Origin of the sequence: Streptomyces sp. NBC_01235, from assembly GCF_035989285.1 — a bacterium.
Lineage (GTDB): Bacteria > Actinomycetota > Actinomycetes > Streptomycetales > Streptomycetaceae > Streptomyces.
On sequence record NZ_CP108513.1, the window covers coordinates 5877097 to 5891715 of the forward strand.

At 72.5% G+C, this 14619-nt stretch carries 11 protein-coding genes and 2 pseudogenes; 9 read left to right on the forward strand and 4 right to left on the reverse strand.

Going from position 1 to position 14619, the window contains the following annotated elements; translation table 11 throughout:
- The first annotated feature begins 94 nt into the window (after positions 1-94).
- The 3 genes and pseudogenes from OG289_RS26130 to OG289_RS49750 all read left to right on the forward strand — a co-directional run.
- Positions 95-1009 carry an NTP transferase domain-containing protein gene (locus OG289_RS26130; RefSeq protein WP_327316448.1) on the forward strand — a complete coding sequence of 305 codons (915 nt, stop codon included), beginning with the start codon at positions 95-97 and terminating at the stop codon, positions 1007-1009.
- Complete coding sequence (locus tag OG289_RS26135; RefSeq protein ID WP_327316449.1) at positions 1006-2403, forward strand: molybdopterin molybdotransferase MoeA; 1398 nt, start codon at positions 1006-1008, stop codon at positions 2401-2403. Before OG289_RS26130 ends, OG289_RS26135 begins: the two co-directional genes overlap by 4 nt.
- Before the next feature lie 74 nt (positions 2404-2477).
- Positions 2478-2637, forward strand: a pseudogene (locus tag OG289_RS49750) (NAD-binding protein); the annotation flags it as partial.
- Between the two features lie 106 nt (positions 2638-2743).
- On the opposite strand, the pseudogene OG289_RS26140 reads toward OG289_RS49750, so the two are convergent.
- Positions 2744-2981 (reverse strand): annotated as a pseudogene (locus OG289_RS26140) (ATP-binding cassette domain-containing protein); the annotation flags it as partial.
- Positions 2982-3106: 125 nt separating this feature from the next.
- Between OG289_RS26140 and OG289_RS26145 the strand changes: the two are divergent.
- Positions 3107-4096 (forward strand): NAD(P)H-quinone oxidoreductase, encoded by a 990-nt coding sequence (locus OG289_RS26145; protein ID WP_327316450.1) that lies wholly within the window; start codon positions 3107-3109, stop codon positions 4094-4096.
- Here OG289_RS26145 and OG289_RS26150 read toward each other — a convergent pair.
- Positions 4093-4647, reverse strand: a complete 555-nt coding sequence (locus OG289_RS26150; protein WP_327316451.1) for a hypothetical protein — start codon at positions 4645-4647, stop codon at positions 4093-4095. The genes OG289_RS26145 and OG289_RS26150 overlap by 4 nt on opposite strands.
- A 163-nt stretch (positions 4648-4810) precedes the next feature.
- On the opposite strand from OG289_RS26150, the gene OG289_RS26155 reads away from it, so the two are divergent.
- A complete protein-coding gene (locus tag OG289_RS26155; protein WP_327316452.1) occupies positions 4811-5356 on the forward strand; it encodes a bacterial proteasome activator family protein in 546 nt (181 codons plus the stop codon).
- Between the two features lie 84 nt (positions 5357-5440).
- Here the strand turns inward: OG289_RS26155 and OG289_RS26160 are convergent, their stop codons facing one another.
- On the reverse strand, positions 5441-7078 hold the full coding sequence (locus OG289_RS26160) for a protein kinase domain-containing protein (RefSeq protein ID WP_327316453.1): 1638 nt from the start codon (positions 7076-7078) through the stop codon (positions 5441-5443).
- A 359-nt stretch (positions 7079-7437) separates the two neighbouring features.
- On the opposite strand from OG289_RS26160, the gene OG289_RS26165 reads away from it, so the two are divergent.
- Positions 7438-9018 (forward strand): protein kinase domain-containing protein, encoded by a 1581-nt coding sequence (locus OG289_RS26165; protein WP_442818955.1) that lies wholly within the window; start codon positions 7438-7440, stop codon positions 9016-9018.
- A gap of 101 nt (positions 9019-9119) precedes the next feature.
- Here the strand turns inward: OG289_RS26165 and OG289_RS26170 are convergent, their stop codons facing one another.
- Entirely contained in the window at positions 9120-10289 is a 1170-nt protein-coding gene (locus OG289_RS26170; RefSeq protein WP_327316454.1) for a phosphotransferase, read from the reverse strand.
- Between the two features lie 461 nt (positions 10290-10750).
- On the opposite strand from OG289_RS26170, the gene pdhA reads away from it, so the two are divergent.
- Genes pdhA through OG289_RS26185 form a run of 3 tightly spaced genes read left to right on the forward strand, consistent with a single transcriptional unit; the run spans position 10751 to position 14433 of the window.
- On the forward strand, positions 10751-11950 hold the full coding sequence (gene pdhA / locus OG289_RS26175; protein ID WP_327316455.1) for a pyruvate dehydrogenase (acetyl-transferring) E1 component subunit alpha: 1200 nt from the start codon (positions 10751-10753) through the stop codon (positions 11948-11950).
- A 1-nt stretch (position 11951) separates the two neighbouring features.
- Complete coding sequence (locus OG289_RS26180; RefSeq protein WP_442818956.1) at positions 11952-12959, forward strand: alpha-ketoacid dehydrogenase subunit beta; 1008 nt, start codon at positions 11952-11954, stop codon at positions 12957-12959.
- Positions 12960-12969: 10 nt separating this feature from the next.
- On the forward strand, positions 12970-14433 hold the full coding sequence (locus tag OG289_RS26185) for a dihydrolipoamide acetyltransferase family protein (protein ID WP_327316456.1): 1464 nt from the start codon (positions 12970-12972) through the stop codon (positions 14431-14433).
- Positions 14434-14619 lie beyond the last annotated feature (186 nt).

A 14619-nucleotide genomic window follows, 5' to 3' on the forward strand; every position in this document is an offset into this window, starting at 1 on the left:
CGGCGCTCCCCGGGTGCCCCGCGTTTCCCGCGTTCCCCGCGCTTCCCGTGATCGCGGGGGCCCGCATCCCCGGTGCGGCCCGCATACTCGGGGGGTGACCTCGAACGAGCCTCCCGACACGGCGTACGACGCCGTCGTGCTCGCCGGTGGCGGCGCCCGCCGGCTCGGCGGCGCCGACAAGCCCGGCGTGCGGGTGGGCGGGCGCGCGCTGCTCGACCGCGTGCTCGGCGCCTGCGCCGACGCACGCACCACCGTCGTCGTCGCCGCCCCCCGCCCCACTGCCCGGCCGGTGCGCTGGGCGCGGGAGGACCCGCCCGGCGCGGGACCCGTCGCCGCGCTCGACGCCGGGGTGCGGCACACGGCGGCGGACGACGTTCTCGTCCTCTCCGCCGACCTGCCCTTCCTCGCGGCGGACACCGTACGGCGGCTGCTGACCGCTCTGCGCGCCGGCGGAGCCGAGGGCGTGCTGCTCACCGACGCCGACGGCCGCGACCAGCCGCTCGTCGCCGCCTACCGCACGGCCGCCCTGCGCCGCGAGCTGGCGGTGCTCACCACCGACCACGGCGGCCTCACCGGGCTGCCCCTGCGCCGGCTGACCGCCGGGCTCGATCTCACCCGCGTCCCCGACCCGGTCGCGTCCTTCGACTGCGACACCTGGGACGACATCGCCACCGCCAGGGCACGTATCAGGGAGCATGGCCACGTGTTGGATGAATGGATTTCCGCAGTCAAGGACGAACTGGGCATCGACCTCGAGGTCGACACCGGCGTCCTCCTCGACCTCGCCCGTGACGCCGCCCACGGGGTGGCCCGGCCCGCGGCCCCGCTGACCACCTTCCTGGTCGGCTACGCGGCCGCGCAGGCCCAGGGAGGCCCCGAGGCGGTCGCCGAGGCCGCCCGCAAGGCCGCCGCGCTGGCCCTGCGCTGGGCGCAGGAGGCCGAGCAGGACGCCGCCGCCCAGCAGGACAAGGCCGCCGAGCCCGGCGGCTCCGGACCGGACGCCGGATGACCCCCCGCGGCACCGGGCAGGGCCTCGACGCCGAGGACCTCGACGTCGAGGAGGCGCTCGCCCTCGTGAAGGACGGCAACGGCCCCGCCCGCCCGGCCGGCGACCACGGCCCCGCACGGCGCGAGGACAACGGCAACGGCTCTCCGTCCTCCCTCGCCCCGGAGACCGGCCACCGGGGCGCCGCCGGGGAGCACCGCCACCGGGCCACCCCCTGGCCCGAGGCCCGGACGATCGCCGCCCGGTCCGGCGCCGCCCGCCGCGCGCCCGTCTCCGTCACCCTCGGCGACGCTCTCGGCCTCGTCCTGGCCGCCCCTCTGACCGCCCTCACCGACCTGCCCTCCTTCGACACCTCGGCGATGGACGGATGGGCGGTCGCCGGCCCCGGCCCGTGGCACGTGCGGGACGAGGGCGTGCTGGCCGGAAGCGCCGCGCCCGCGCCCCTCGCCGACGGCGAGGCCGTCCGGATCGCCACCGGCGCCCGGATCCCCGCGGACACCACGGCGGTGCTGCGCAGCGAGCACGGCCGCACCGACGACAACGGCCGGCTGCACCCCACCCGTGAGATGCAGCACGGGCAGGACATCCGCCCGCGCGGTCAGGAGTGCCGCAGCGGGGACCAGTTGCTGCTCGCCGGAGCGGTGGTGACCCCGGCCGTGCTCGGCCTCGCCGCCGCCGCCGGATACGACACGCTGACCGCCGTTCCCCGGCCCCGGGTCGAGGTGCTCGTCCTGGGCGACGAGCTGCTCACCGAGGGCCGCCCGCACGACGGCCTCATCCGGGACGCGCTCGGCCCGATGCTGCCTCCATGGCTGCGGGCGCTGGGCGCCGAGGTCACCGCCGTACGCAGGCTCGGCGACGACGCGAAGGCGTTGCACAGGGCCATCACCGCATCCGCCGCCGACCTGATCGTCACCACCGGGGGTACCGCCTCGGGCCCCGTCGACCACGTTCACCCCACCCTGCGCCGCATCGATGCCGAACTCCTCGTCGACGGCGTCAAGGTGCGCCCCGGTCACCCCATGCTGCTGGCCCGCCTCAAGGAGGACCAGCACCTCGTCGGCCTGCCCGGCAACCCCCTCGCTGCCGTCTCCGGCCTGCTCACCCTCGCCGAGCCCCTGCTGCGCACCCTTGCCGCCCGCCCGGCTCCCGAGCGGTACGCGCTGCCGTTGAGGGAGGCGGTGCACGGGCCCCCGTACGACACCCGGCTCATCCCGGTCGTGCTGCGGGGCGACCATGCCGTGCCGCTGCACTACAACGGCCCGGCCATGCTGCGGGGCATCGCCGCGGCCGATGCGCTCGCCGTCGTACCGCCGGGGGGCGCACGGGCGGGTCAGGAGACCGAACTCCTCGACCTGCCGTGGGCGACGGCGGGGATCGGGGCCTGTTTCACGTGAAACACACTCCGTGTTTCACGTGAAACGGGAAAAGATCGGCGGAAGAGCAGCCATTCGGGGGCGTTTCACGTGAAACCGCCAAGGTGATCGACGCGGCGACGGCCGAGGGCTACGGGGGCGTCCTCGGGGACGCGACGCGCAGTGACGTGCTGCGGCGGGCCGAGGCGCGGCGGAGCGGGACGGATCGTCATCGCGACGCAACGCGACGACATGGCCGCCGTTCTGGTGGCGCTGTTGTCGACGGTGACGCCGGCCCGGGCCGGCTCGCCGAGGGCCTGGGCGGCCTCCCCGGCCGCCGTGTCCTGCGCCGCCGCGCCGAGCCGGGCGGTCAGCGCCACCGGGTCCGGCTCCACCCGGACGACGTCGTGGCCGAAGACGTGGGCCTGGCCGCCGTCGGGCCGCAGGAGCGTGGCGAGCATCTTGACGGTGGTCGTCAGGCCGGCGCTGTTCGGGCCGAGGACGCCGTAGACCGTGCCGGTGGGGACGGCGAGGTCGACGCCGTCCACGGCCCTGGTCCCGCCGAACGTCTTCACCAGGCCCGCGGTCTCGATCGCCAGGTCGCCGGTGTGCCGGCTCAGGGGAGTTCCTTCCGCGTACTCGCGGCTCGCATGGGGAGGCCCTTACCGTCGCGCGAACTCATCGGTGATCGCACATGAATTTCCCGGGGGACCCCGGGCCGGGGGCGAGGAGTAGCGTCCCCCTCATGCATGCGATCACGATTCCCGAACCTGGTGGTCCCGAGGCGCTGGTGTGGAGCGAGGTCCCCGATCCCGTACCCGGCGAGGGCGAGGTCCTGGTCGAGGTGGCGGCCAGCGCCGTCAACCGCGCCGACATCCTCCAGCGCCAGGGCTTCTACGACCCACCGCCCGGCGCCTCCCCCTACCCCGGCCTGGAGTGCTCCGGACGGATCGCCGCGATCGGCCCCGGTGTCTCCGGCTGGGCCGTCGGCGACGAGGTGTGCGCGCTGCTCGCGGGCGGCGGATACGCCGAGAAGGTGGCCGTGCCGGCCGGCCAGTTGCTGCCCGTGCCGGCGGGCGTCGGCCTCCGGCAGGCCGCCGCGCTCCCCGAGGTGACCAGCACCGTCTGGTCGAACGTCTTCATGATCGCCCACCTCCGCCCCGGCGAGACGCTGCTCGTGCACGGCGGCTCCAGCGGCATCGGCACCATGGCGATCCAGCTGGCCAAGGCCGCCGGCGCGAGGGTCGCCGTCACCGCGGGCACCAAGGAGAAGCTGGAACACTGCGCCGAACTGGGCGCCGACATCCTGATCAACTACCGCGAGCAGGACTTCGTCGCCGAGCTGAAGCAGGCCACGGACGGCGCCGGTGCCGATGTCATCCTCGACAACATGGGCGCGAAGTACCTGGACCGCAACGTCCAGGCCCTCGCCGTGAACGGCCGGCTCGCGATCATCGGCATGCAGGGCGGCCTCAAGGCCGAGCTGAACATCGGCGCGCTCCTCGGCAAGCGTGCCGCCATCAGCGCGACCTCGCTGCGGGCCCGCCCCCCGGAGGAGAAGGAGGCCATCGTCGCGGCCGTCCGCGAGCACGTCTGGCCCCTGCTCGTCGCCGGCCACGTTCGCCCCGTCGTCGACCGCGAACTCCCGATGAGCGACGCGCCCGTCGCCCACCGGGTCGTGGAGGACAGCGGCCACGTGGGCAAGGTGCTGCTGGTCGCGCCCGCGGCGCTCTAACCGCGGCGCAGACGTAGTGCGGCGAGGGCGAGGGCGATGCCCAGGCCGATGAGGACGAGGCCGCTGCCGAGCGGCAGGATCTGCAGCACGGGCCCGTCGGCCCGCTCCCGCTGCGTGGCCGCCTGCCGCATGGCGTCCTGCGGCGTCGCGGAGGTCGCGGGGGCTAGGCCTGCCTGCGGCGACTCGGACCCGGCGGTGTCGTCGGCGAGGTCGCCGTCACCGGCCTCCGCGTCGCCGCTCACCTCGTCCGAGTCTTCTCCGCCCGTGTCCTCCCCTGCCGTGTCCTCCGCCTCTTCGTCCTCGTCCGCCCCCTGGTCGCCCTTCCGCCCGGGCCGCTCGCGGCCCTCGCCCGCGCGGCTTCCGGCGCGGTCCGGTTCGGGGGAGGACGGGGCCGGGGTGGCGGACGCCGACACGGTGGCGTACGTGGGGGCGCGTCCGTGCGCCGATACCACCGCGTACGACGAGGCGGCGCCGTAGGGCAGCACGACCATGCCCATCGCGCCCATCGCGCCCGCCCGCATCCCGTACAACGCACGCTGCCATGGAGTCACGTCCGTGACCCCCTCCCGGTACCCAGTCGCCAAGAAAAGTCCCAACAAGCCTCACATCAGGGAAGTAACGTCGCATTCCGGACTCCGCCGAACGGAAACGGTGGATCACCTTTCACGGGGGGCAGCACGGTGATGAGGTGGGGACGTGCGAGAGAATGGCGGCATGGAGATGCCGAGGAACGAAAGGTCGCCGGAGAACGCCCAGAAGATCCTGGTCGTAGGTCAGGACGGCATGGCGCTCGGCGGCATCGACGCCGACGAGGACTCCCGTGAGATCCCGGTGACGGAAATGGTCGAGCAGCCCGCGAAGGTCATGCGCATCGGCAGCATGATCAAGCAGCTGCTCGAGGAGGTGCGCGCGGCTCCCCTGGACGAGGCGAGCCGGGCCCGGCTGAAGGAGATCCACTCGAGCTCGGTGAAGGAACTGGAGGACGGCCTGGCACCTGAGCTGGTCGAGGAACTGGAGCGGCTGTCCCTGCCGTTCAACGAGGACTCGACCCCGAGCGACGCGGAACTGCGCATCGCGCAGGCCCAGTTGGTCGGCTGGCTGGAGGGCCTCTTCCACGGCATCCAGACCACTCTCTTCGCTCAGCAGATGGCCGCGCGGGCCCAGTTGGAGCAGATGCGCCGCGCGCTGCCGCCGGGCGCGAGCCACGAGGGCGTCGACGACCCGCGAGCGGGCGGCCGTACGGGCGGACCGTACCTCTAGAGCCGCAGACCCGTACCCGCACCCAAGCCGTACACACAGAAGGGCCCGGCGTTCCGTCGGGCCCTTCTCGACGACGTCAGGCGGTCACGACGCCGGGTTGCCCGTGGAGACCTTGAGCTCGATCTCGGGCATGTCCTTCGGGTCGACGTCCGTTCCGGCGGAGGGGAACTGCTCCATGACCGCCCCGTCGCCGTAGGTGTTCTCGTCCACCTTTGTGATCTTCATCGTCCAGCCGGCGGCCTGGAAGCACTCCTTGACCGAGGCGATGTACTTGAACTTGAAGTTCGGCACCCGGATCTTGTCGGGGTCGTTGTACGACTCCTGCGGCTCGGAGCACTCCGTCGACTCGATCGTCTTGGACGTGTCCGGCGCGCGGTAGTCCGCCGCCTTCGTCGCCGACGGCGAGGAGCTGGTGGTACCGCCCTTGGCGTCGTCGTCGCTGCCGCCGTTCAGCGTGAGGCTGGCGATGAGGCCGCCGACCGCCACCACGGCGACGACGGCCGAGCCGATGAGTACCGTCCTGCTGTTCTTGCGGCTGCCGCCGCCCGAGGACACCGTCGTCGAGGGCTGCGGGGCGAGGTTGTACGCGGGCGGGGTGTGCGGCGCCTGCTGGTGGCCGTACGCCGGAGCGGGCGTCTGGTAGCCGCCCTGCTGCGGGTAGCCGTAGGAGGGGGACGGCGTCGGGGTGCCGTACGGGTTCGGGGTCGGGGCGGGCTGGTAGGGCGTCTGGACGCCCGCCTGGGGCGCCGGGGTGCCCTGGCCGACCGGCGGGAACACCGCGGAGCCGACGCCCGCGCCGCTCGACGTCTGCACGCCAGGGACGATGCTCGGCGGGGCCGGCTGGAAGGAGGCGGCGACGCGCAGGCACTCGTCGCGCATGGCGACGGCGGTCGGGAAACGCTCGTTCGGGTTCTTCTTCAGCGCGCGGGCGATCAGCGCGTCGACGGCCGGGGGCAGCGCCCGGTTGATCGAGGAGGGAGCCACCGGCTCCTCCTGCACGTGCGCGTACGCGATCGCAAGCGGCGAATCGGCCTCGAACGGCAGCCGCCCGGTGACGAGTTGGAACAGCATGATGCCGACCGAGTACAGGTCGGAGCGGGCGTCCACCCCGCGGCCCAGCGCCTGTTCGGGGGAGAGGTACTGCGGGGTGCCGACGACCATGCCGGTCTGGGTCATCGAGGTGACCCCGGACTGCATGGCGCGCGCGATGCCGAAGTCCATCACCTTGACGACGCCGCGCTTGGTCATCATCACGTTGCCGGGCTTGATGTCGCGGTGGACCAGCCCCATCTCGTGGCTGATCTCCAGCGCCGCCAGCACGTCCGCGGTGATCTTCAGCGCCTTGTCGGCGGGCATCGCGCCCTGCTGCCGCACGTCCTCGTCGAGCACGGAGCCGAGCGGGCGGCCCTCGACGTACTCCATGACGATGTACGGCGTCGTCAGCCCCTCGACCTCGTCCTCGCCGGTGTCGAAGACGGAGACGATGTTGGTGTGCGTGAGCTTGGCCACGGCCTGGGCCTCGCGGCGGAAGCGCTCGCGGAAGGCCTGCTCGCGGCCGAGTTCGGTGTGCAGGGTCTTCACCGCGACCTGACGGTCGAGCACGGCGTCGTAGGCGAGGTGCACCGAGGCCATGCCGCCCTCGCCGAGCAAGTCGCGCAGCTGATAGCGGCCCGCGGCGAGCGCCCGCCCCGCGTACCGGCCCTGCGCGCCGTCCTGGCTCATGTTCTGCGTCCCCCGTAGGCCCTCAGGCGCCGTTGACTTGTCGTTGATCGAAAGTGCTATTCCCGGCCAAGTCTGCCGCAGGGCACTGACACGTCAAGCTCGGTGCCCGTTCCGTGACCCTACGAGAAAGAAGCGTCGCGGAAGCGTTACAGGTGCCGTACGGCCGGTACACAGAATTTGCACGCCGGTACAGAGTCCAGGTTTGATGACCGGTCCGTCCCGGACCGGCGCCCGGGCCCGCCCGGGGAATCGTTCCGGGGATCGACCCGGACCGGCGGCTTGCGCGGAGGCTGTAGCGTGGCCGACGGAGACCGTAACAACACCGCGCGCACCGCGGGCAGAAACGACGGCGAGGACTGATGGCACAGCAGCGCGCTCAGGGCCCGTCCGACCCCGAGGCGACTGGCGGCGGTATGTCAGATGCGCCGGAGAACTGGGGCAACGGCGGGCTGGTAGGGGACGGCCGATACCGGCTGACCCGCAGACTCGGCCGAGGCGGCATGGCCGAGGTGTTCGCGGCCGAGGACGTACGCCTCGGACGCACCGTCGCGGTCAAACTGCTGCGCGCCGACCTCGCCGAGGACCCCGTGTCCAAGGCCCGTTTCACGCGCGAGGCCCAGTCTGTGGCCGGCCTCAACCACCACGCGATCGTCGCCGTGTACGACTCCGGCGAGGACTTCGTGGGCGGCCAGAGCGTGCCGTACATCGTGATGGAGATCGTCGAGGGACGCACGATCCGCGACCTCCTCCTCAACGCCGAGGCGCCCGGGCCCGAGCAGGCCCTGATCATCACCTCCGGCGTCCTGGAGGCGCTCGCCTACTCGCACCAGCACGGCATCGTGCACCGCGACATCAAGCCCGCGAACGTGATCATCACGCACAACGGCGCGGTCAAGGTGATGGACTTCGGCATCGCGCGCGCCCTGCACGGCGCGTCCACGACGATGACGCAGACCGGCATGGTCATGGGCACCCCGCAGTACCTCTCCCCGGAGCAGGCGCTCGGCAAGGCCGTCGACCACCGCTCCGACCTGTACGCCACGGGCTGCCTGCTGTACGAACTCCTCGCGCTGCGGCCCCCGTTCACCGGCGAGACGCCGCTGTCGGTGGTCTACCAGCACGTGCAGGACATCCCGGTACCGCCGTCGCAGACCTCGGGCGGGGAGTGCCCGCCGGAGCTCGACGGCCTCGTCATGCGCTCCCTGGCCAAGGACCCGGACGACCGGTTCCAGACGGCGGAGGAGATGCGCGGCCTCGTCCAGTACGGGCTCCAGATGCTGTACGACCAGGGCGGTCACACCGGCACCTGGAACACCGGCCCGGTCGGCGCGCACGACGGCCGCGGCACGCCCGCCGGCGGCTTCGCGAGCACGACCGTGCTGCCGCACGGCGCCGACGGCTCCAGCACCTCGCAGATCCCGCAGCCGATCCTGCCCACGGGCTACGGCGGCGGTGACGACGGCGGCTTCGAGGGCCACGGCAACAGGGGCAGCGGCCGCGGCAAGCTGTGGATCCTCGCCGTCTTCGCGGTGATCGCCATCGCCGCGGGCGTCGCGCTCGCGCTGAACGGCAAGGGGACGGGCGGCAGCGGCAGCGAGACGACGAAGTCGCCGTCCAGTTCGCCGTCGCCCACGACCTCGCCCAGCACGTCGCCGAGCGAGGAGGTGAGCGACACGGCCACGGACGACACCTCGGACGACAGCACCGGTTCGAACTCCGACTCGGACTACTCGCCGCCGTACACGCCCTCGGACACGCCGTCGTACAGCCAGTCCCAGTCGGCCACCTCCGAGCCGTCGGCCGACCCGACGGAGACCCAGCCGACCGAGGAGCCGAGCAACCCGGCGACGACCGCCCCGGGGACGGACGGCGGGACCGGCGCGACGGACGGCACCTCGAGCGGCACGGACCAGGGGACCACCGTCGGGAACCTCGGGTAACCGACCGGCGTACGCCACCTCTTCAGCCACGCGCGCGTGGGCCTGTCAACAGGGCTCCACGCGCGCGTGCGCGTTTTCGGGGCCTTTCCACGGGCCCCCGTTCAGTCCGCGAACGCCCCGCACACCGCGTCGTACTCCCGTGTCCACCACACGGCGAGCGCCGAGGCCGCCGGGAACTGGGAGTCCGCGCGGGTGTCGCCGCGCTCGTAGTGCCAGCGCAGCATCCAGAAGTCGTTGAGGCGCTCCCACCACACGCGGTGCACGGCCGCCGCGAGTTCGGAGGGGGTGGCCCCGGCGGCACGCCGGTACGCGCGCGCGTACGCCCCCGCCTTCGGCAGGTCGAGAGTGCCGTCGGGCCGGACGAAGAAGATCGCGGCGGCGCGGACGGCCTCCTCGGCGCGGGGCTGCACGCCGAGCCGGTCCCAGTCGACGATGGCGGCGGGGGCGTCCCCGCGGTAGAGCAGGTTGAAGGGGTGGAAGTCCCCGTGCACCCAGCCGACCGGGCCGCCGTGCGGGGGTCGCCGGTCCGCGTGCCGTTCCAGCAGCGTGCGCCGCTCCAGGAGGCGGTGGCGGGCGAGTTCGTCGAAGGAGTCGGCGGGGCGGTGGCGGCGCACGCGCGCGAGGAGGTCGTCGATGAGCGCGAAGGTGTCGGCGGGGTCGGGGCTCGGGGCGGCGGCGGGGTGTTCGGCGGGGGCCGTGTGCTCGGCGCGGGCGGTGTGCCCGGGCGGGGTGGCGCGCTCCGGTTCGCGCGCCGGGGACGCGTGCCCTTCGTGCCCCGGGGGCACCTGCCGGACCGGGCGCTCTTCGCTCGTCGGCGGCGCCTGCTCGCCCTGTGCGCGCATCACGTGCTCCAGGCTGGCATGCACCACCCCCAGCAGCGCTCCCAGACGACCGCACTGGCCGGGGGTGAGCTGGGCGCCGTGGCGGTGGCGGCCGTCGATCCACGGGTGGAGGGCGTAGGCGTGGCCGCCGACGACGGCGACCGTACGTCCGTCGTGGCCGGGCAGCGGGGGTGCGACCGGGACGCCCAGGTCGGCCAGGCGCTCGGTGGCCCGGTGCTGGCGGGCGATGGAGGCGGGGTCGGCGGTGTCCGGGTCGAAGTGGTGCTTGAGGAAGTAGCGGCCTCGGGTGGTGCGCAGCCGGTAGCCGCGGTTCAGCAGCCCCTCGTCGACGGGCTCGCAGGCGAGCGCGGTGCCGGCGGCGTACCGGCGGAGCAGGGTGCCCAGAGGGGGCGCGTGGGGTACGGAGGGTGGTACACAGGAGCGCGGCACGCGCCCGATGCTAGGGCACGATTCGTGGCTGTGAGCTGGGCGTTGTCGCAGACAGTCACTGAAGGTCAACAGGCGACACAGATGGTCGCTTCAGGTCGCCTCGCGGGTGGGTGCGCTCACGGAGTCGTCCTTCGCGGCCCGCCGACACTCTCGAGAAGGACTCTTCCCGTGGCCTGGGTAGCCGGGATAACGTGCCGTTGCTCCGGCCTCCTGCAAGGCTGTGACCAGGGACCTTCCCGACTTTGCCGATTTACTTGGAAATCCAAGCAAAAACGCAGGTCAGGAGGGGTTTCACAGATATGTGGAGCACTGGGTAACGTGATGACTGCAGGGCGCTCGCCGGAGCACCTGTCACGCCTGTTCCGGCCGAGTGACACCCACCCCGTGCACGGGTGTCGGAAACAGGTGAGCCGTACTGGTCACCCGGCAACCCCGGGGGCCGGACCGACGGAGGAGCACACGTGACCGTGGAGAGCACTGCCGCGCGCAAGCCGCGACGCAGCGCCGGAGGCAAGGCCGGCGCCACCGGCACCGAGCGCACCACCCGCACCACCGCGAGGAAGAGTGCCGAGCCCGAGCTCGTGCAGCTGCTGACGCCGGAGGGCAAGCGGGTCAAGAACAGCAGGAACGCGGAGTACGCCAAGTACGTCGCCGACATCACCCCCGAAGAGCTCCGCGGCCTCTACCGCGACATGGTGCTCACCCGCCGCTTCGACGCCGAGGCCACCTCCCTGCAACGCCAGGGCGAGCTGGGCCTGTGGGCCTCGCTGCTGGGCCAGGAGGCCGCCCAGATCGGCTCCGGCCGGGCCACCCGCGAGGACGACTACGTCTTCCCGACCTACCGTGAGCACGGCGTCGCCTGGTGCCGCGGGGTCGACCCGACCAACCTGCTCGGCATGTTCCGGGGCGTGAACAACGGCGGCTGGGACCCCAACAGCAACAACTTCCACCTCTACACGATCGTCATCGGCTCCCAGACGCTGCACGCGACCGGCTACGCGATGGGCGTCGCCAAGGACGGCGCGGACAGCGCGGTGATCGCCTACTTCGGCGACGGCGCGAGCAGCCAGGGCGACGTGGCCGAGTCCTTCACCTTCTCCGCGGTCTACAACGCGCCGGTCGTGTTCTTCTGCCAGAACAACCAGTGGGCGATCTCCGAGCCCACGGAGAAGCAGACCCGGGTGCCGCTCTACCAGCGCGCGCAGGGCTACGGCTTCCCCGGCGTCCGGGTGGACGGCAACGACGTCCTGGCCTGCCTCGCGGTCACGAAGTGGGCGCTGGAGCGGGCCCGCAACGGCGAGGGCCCCACCCTCGTCGAGGCGTACACGTACCGCATGGGCGCCCACACCACCTCCGACGACCCGACGAAGTACCGGGCCGACGAGGAGCGCGAGGCCTGGGAGGCCAAGGACCCGATCCTGCGCCTTCGCCGCCACCTGGAGGCCTCAAACCACACGGACGAGGGATTCTTCGCGGAACTCGAAGCGGAGAGCGAGGCGTTGGGCAGGCGAGTGCGCGAAGCGGTCCGCGCCATGCCGGACCCGGACCACTTCGCCATCTTCGAGAACGTGTACGCGGACGGGCACGCGCTCGTCGACGAGGAGCGTGCCCAGTTCGCCGCCTACCAGGCGTCGTTCGCGGACGAAGACGGGGGTAAGTGAGATGGCCGAGACCGCGACAACCAATGGTGCGGTGTCCAAGAACCTGGCCCTGGCCAAGGCGATCAACGAGTCGCTGCGCCATGCCCTGGAGGCGGACCCCAAGGTCCTGATCATGGGCGAGGACGTCGGCAAGCTCGGCGGCGTCTTCCGGGTGACGGACGGCCTGCAGAAGGACTTCGGCGAGAGCCGCGTCATCGACACCCCGCTCGCCGAGTCCGGCATCGTCGGCACCGCGATCGGCCTGGCCCTGCGCGGCTACCGCCCGGTGGTGGAGATCCAGTTCGACGGCTTCGTCTTCCCGGCCTACGACCAGATCGTCACGCAGCTCGCGAAGATGCACGCGCGCTCGCTCGGCAAGGTCAAGCTCCCGGTCGTCGTCCGCATCCCCTACGGCGGCGGCATCGGCGCGGTCGAGCACCACTCGGAATCGCCGGAAGCCCTTTTCGCCCACGTGTCGGGCCTGAAGATCGTCTCCCCGTCCAACGCGTCCGACGCGTACTGGATGATGCAGCAGGCCATCCAGAGCGACGACCCGGTGATCTTCTTCGAGCCCAAGCGGCGCTACTGGGACAAGGCCGAGGTCAACACCGAGGCGATCCCCGGCCCCCTGCACAAGGCCCGGGTCGTCCGCGAGGGCACCGACCTGACCCTCGTCGCCTACGGCCCGATGGTGAAGCTCTGCCAGGAGGTCGCCGACGCGGCCGCCGAGGAGGGCAAGAACCTGGAGGTCCTGGACCTGCGTTCGGTGTCCCCCCTGGACTTCGACTCGATCCAGGCGTCGGTGGAGAAGACGCGCCGTCTGGTCGTCGTCCACGAGGCGCCGGTGTTCTTCGGTTCCGGCGCGGAGATTGCCGCCCGGATCACCGAACGCTGCTTCTACCACCTGGAGGCACCGGTCCTGCGGGTCGGCGGCTATCACGCCCCGTACCCGCCGGCGCGCCTGGAGGAGGAGTACCTGCCTGGCCTGGACCGGGTGCTCGACGCCGTCGACCGTGCCCTGGCGTACTGAGGAGAGGGTCGTGACGACGATGACGGAAGCGTCCGTACGCGAGTTCAAGATGCCCGACGTGGGCGAGGGGCTCACCGAGGCGGAGATCCTCAAGTGGTACGTCCAGCCCGGTGACACGGTGACGGACGGCCAGGTGGTGTGCGAGGTCGAGACGGCCAAGGCCGCCGTCGAACTGCCCATCCCCTACGACGGGGTGGTCCGCGCGCTGCACTTCGCCGAGGGCACCACGGTCGATGTGGGCACGTCGATCATCGCGGTGGACGTGGCGGGCGGGGCGGGCGACGCCCCGGTCGCCGAGGTGCCGGCGCAGGCACCCGCGCAGGCACCGGCCGCCCCGGAGAAGAAGGCCGAGGCCGCGAAGCCGGCGGGCGCGGGCCGCCAGCCGGTCCTCGTCGGGTACGGCGTGGCCGCGTCCTCCACCAAGCGCCGGCCCCGCAAGGGACCGGCGATCACGGTCCCGCCGGTCCCGGACACCATCCAGGCGGGACTGAACGGCCACGGCAGCGGGCCCGCCCTGAAGGAACGCCCGCTGGCCAAGCCGCCGGTGCGCAAGCTGGCCAAGGACCTGGGCGTCGACCTCGCCACGGTGGTCCCGTCCGGCCCGGACGGCATCATTACCCGCGAGGACGTCCACGCGGCGGCGACGCCGACGGCTCCGGCGCCCCTGACGGCTCCGGCAGCCGAGCCCGTGACACCGGCGACGCAGGCTCCGGTCACGTCGCCCGCCCCCGCCCCCGCCCCCACAGCCGCGCCCGTACCGTCGTACGACACGGCTCGGGAGACGCGTGTCCCGGTCAAGGGTGTCCGCAAGGCGACGGCGGCGGCGATGGTCGGCTCGGCGTTCACCGCGCCGCACGTCACGGAGTTCGTGACGATCGACGTGACGCGCACGCTGAAGCTCGTCGAGGAACTCAAGCAGGACAAGGACCTGCAGGGCGTCAGGGTCAACCCCCTCCTCCTCATCGCCAAGGCCCTCCTGGTCGCCATCAAGCGCAACCCGGAGATCAACGCGTCCTGGGACGAGGCGGCGCAGGAGATCGTGGTCAAGCACTACGTCAACCTGGGTATCGCGGCCGCGACCCCCAGGGGCCTGCTGGTCCCGAACATCAAGGACGCCCACGCCAAGACGCTGCCGCAGCTGGCGGAGTCGCTGGGCGAGCTGGTCTCGACGGCGAGGGAGGGCAGGACGTCCCCCGCCGCCATGCAGGGCGGCACGGTGACCATCACCAACGTCGGCGTCTTCGGCGTCGACACCGGCACCCCGATCCTGAACCCCGGCGAGTCCGCGATCCTCGCGGTCGGCGCGATCAGGCTCCAGCCGTGGGTCCACAAGGGCAAGGTGAAGCCCCGGCAGGTGACGACACTGGCGCTGAGCTTCGACCACCGGCTGGTGGACGGGGAACTGGGCTCGAAGGTGCTGGCCGATGTGGCGGCGATCCTGGAGCAGCCGAAGAAGCTGATCACCTGGGGTTAGGGTCGGAGGACGGCCGCGCACCCCGAGCGGGAGCGCGGCCCCGTCCGAACCGGCGGGAGACCGCATGGCCTCAGCCGGCCGACGGCTGGGACCGCAACCCGCGTGGCCTCGGGTCGCCCCAGGCCGTCAGGCCCTCAGGTCGCCTCAGGTCGCCTCAGGTCGCCTCGGGTCGGCCCAGGCCGTCAG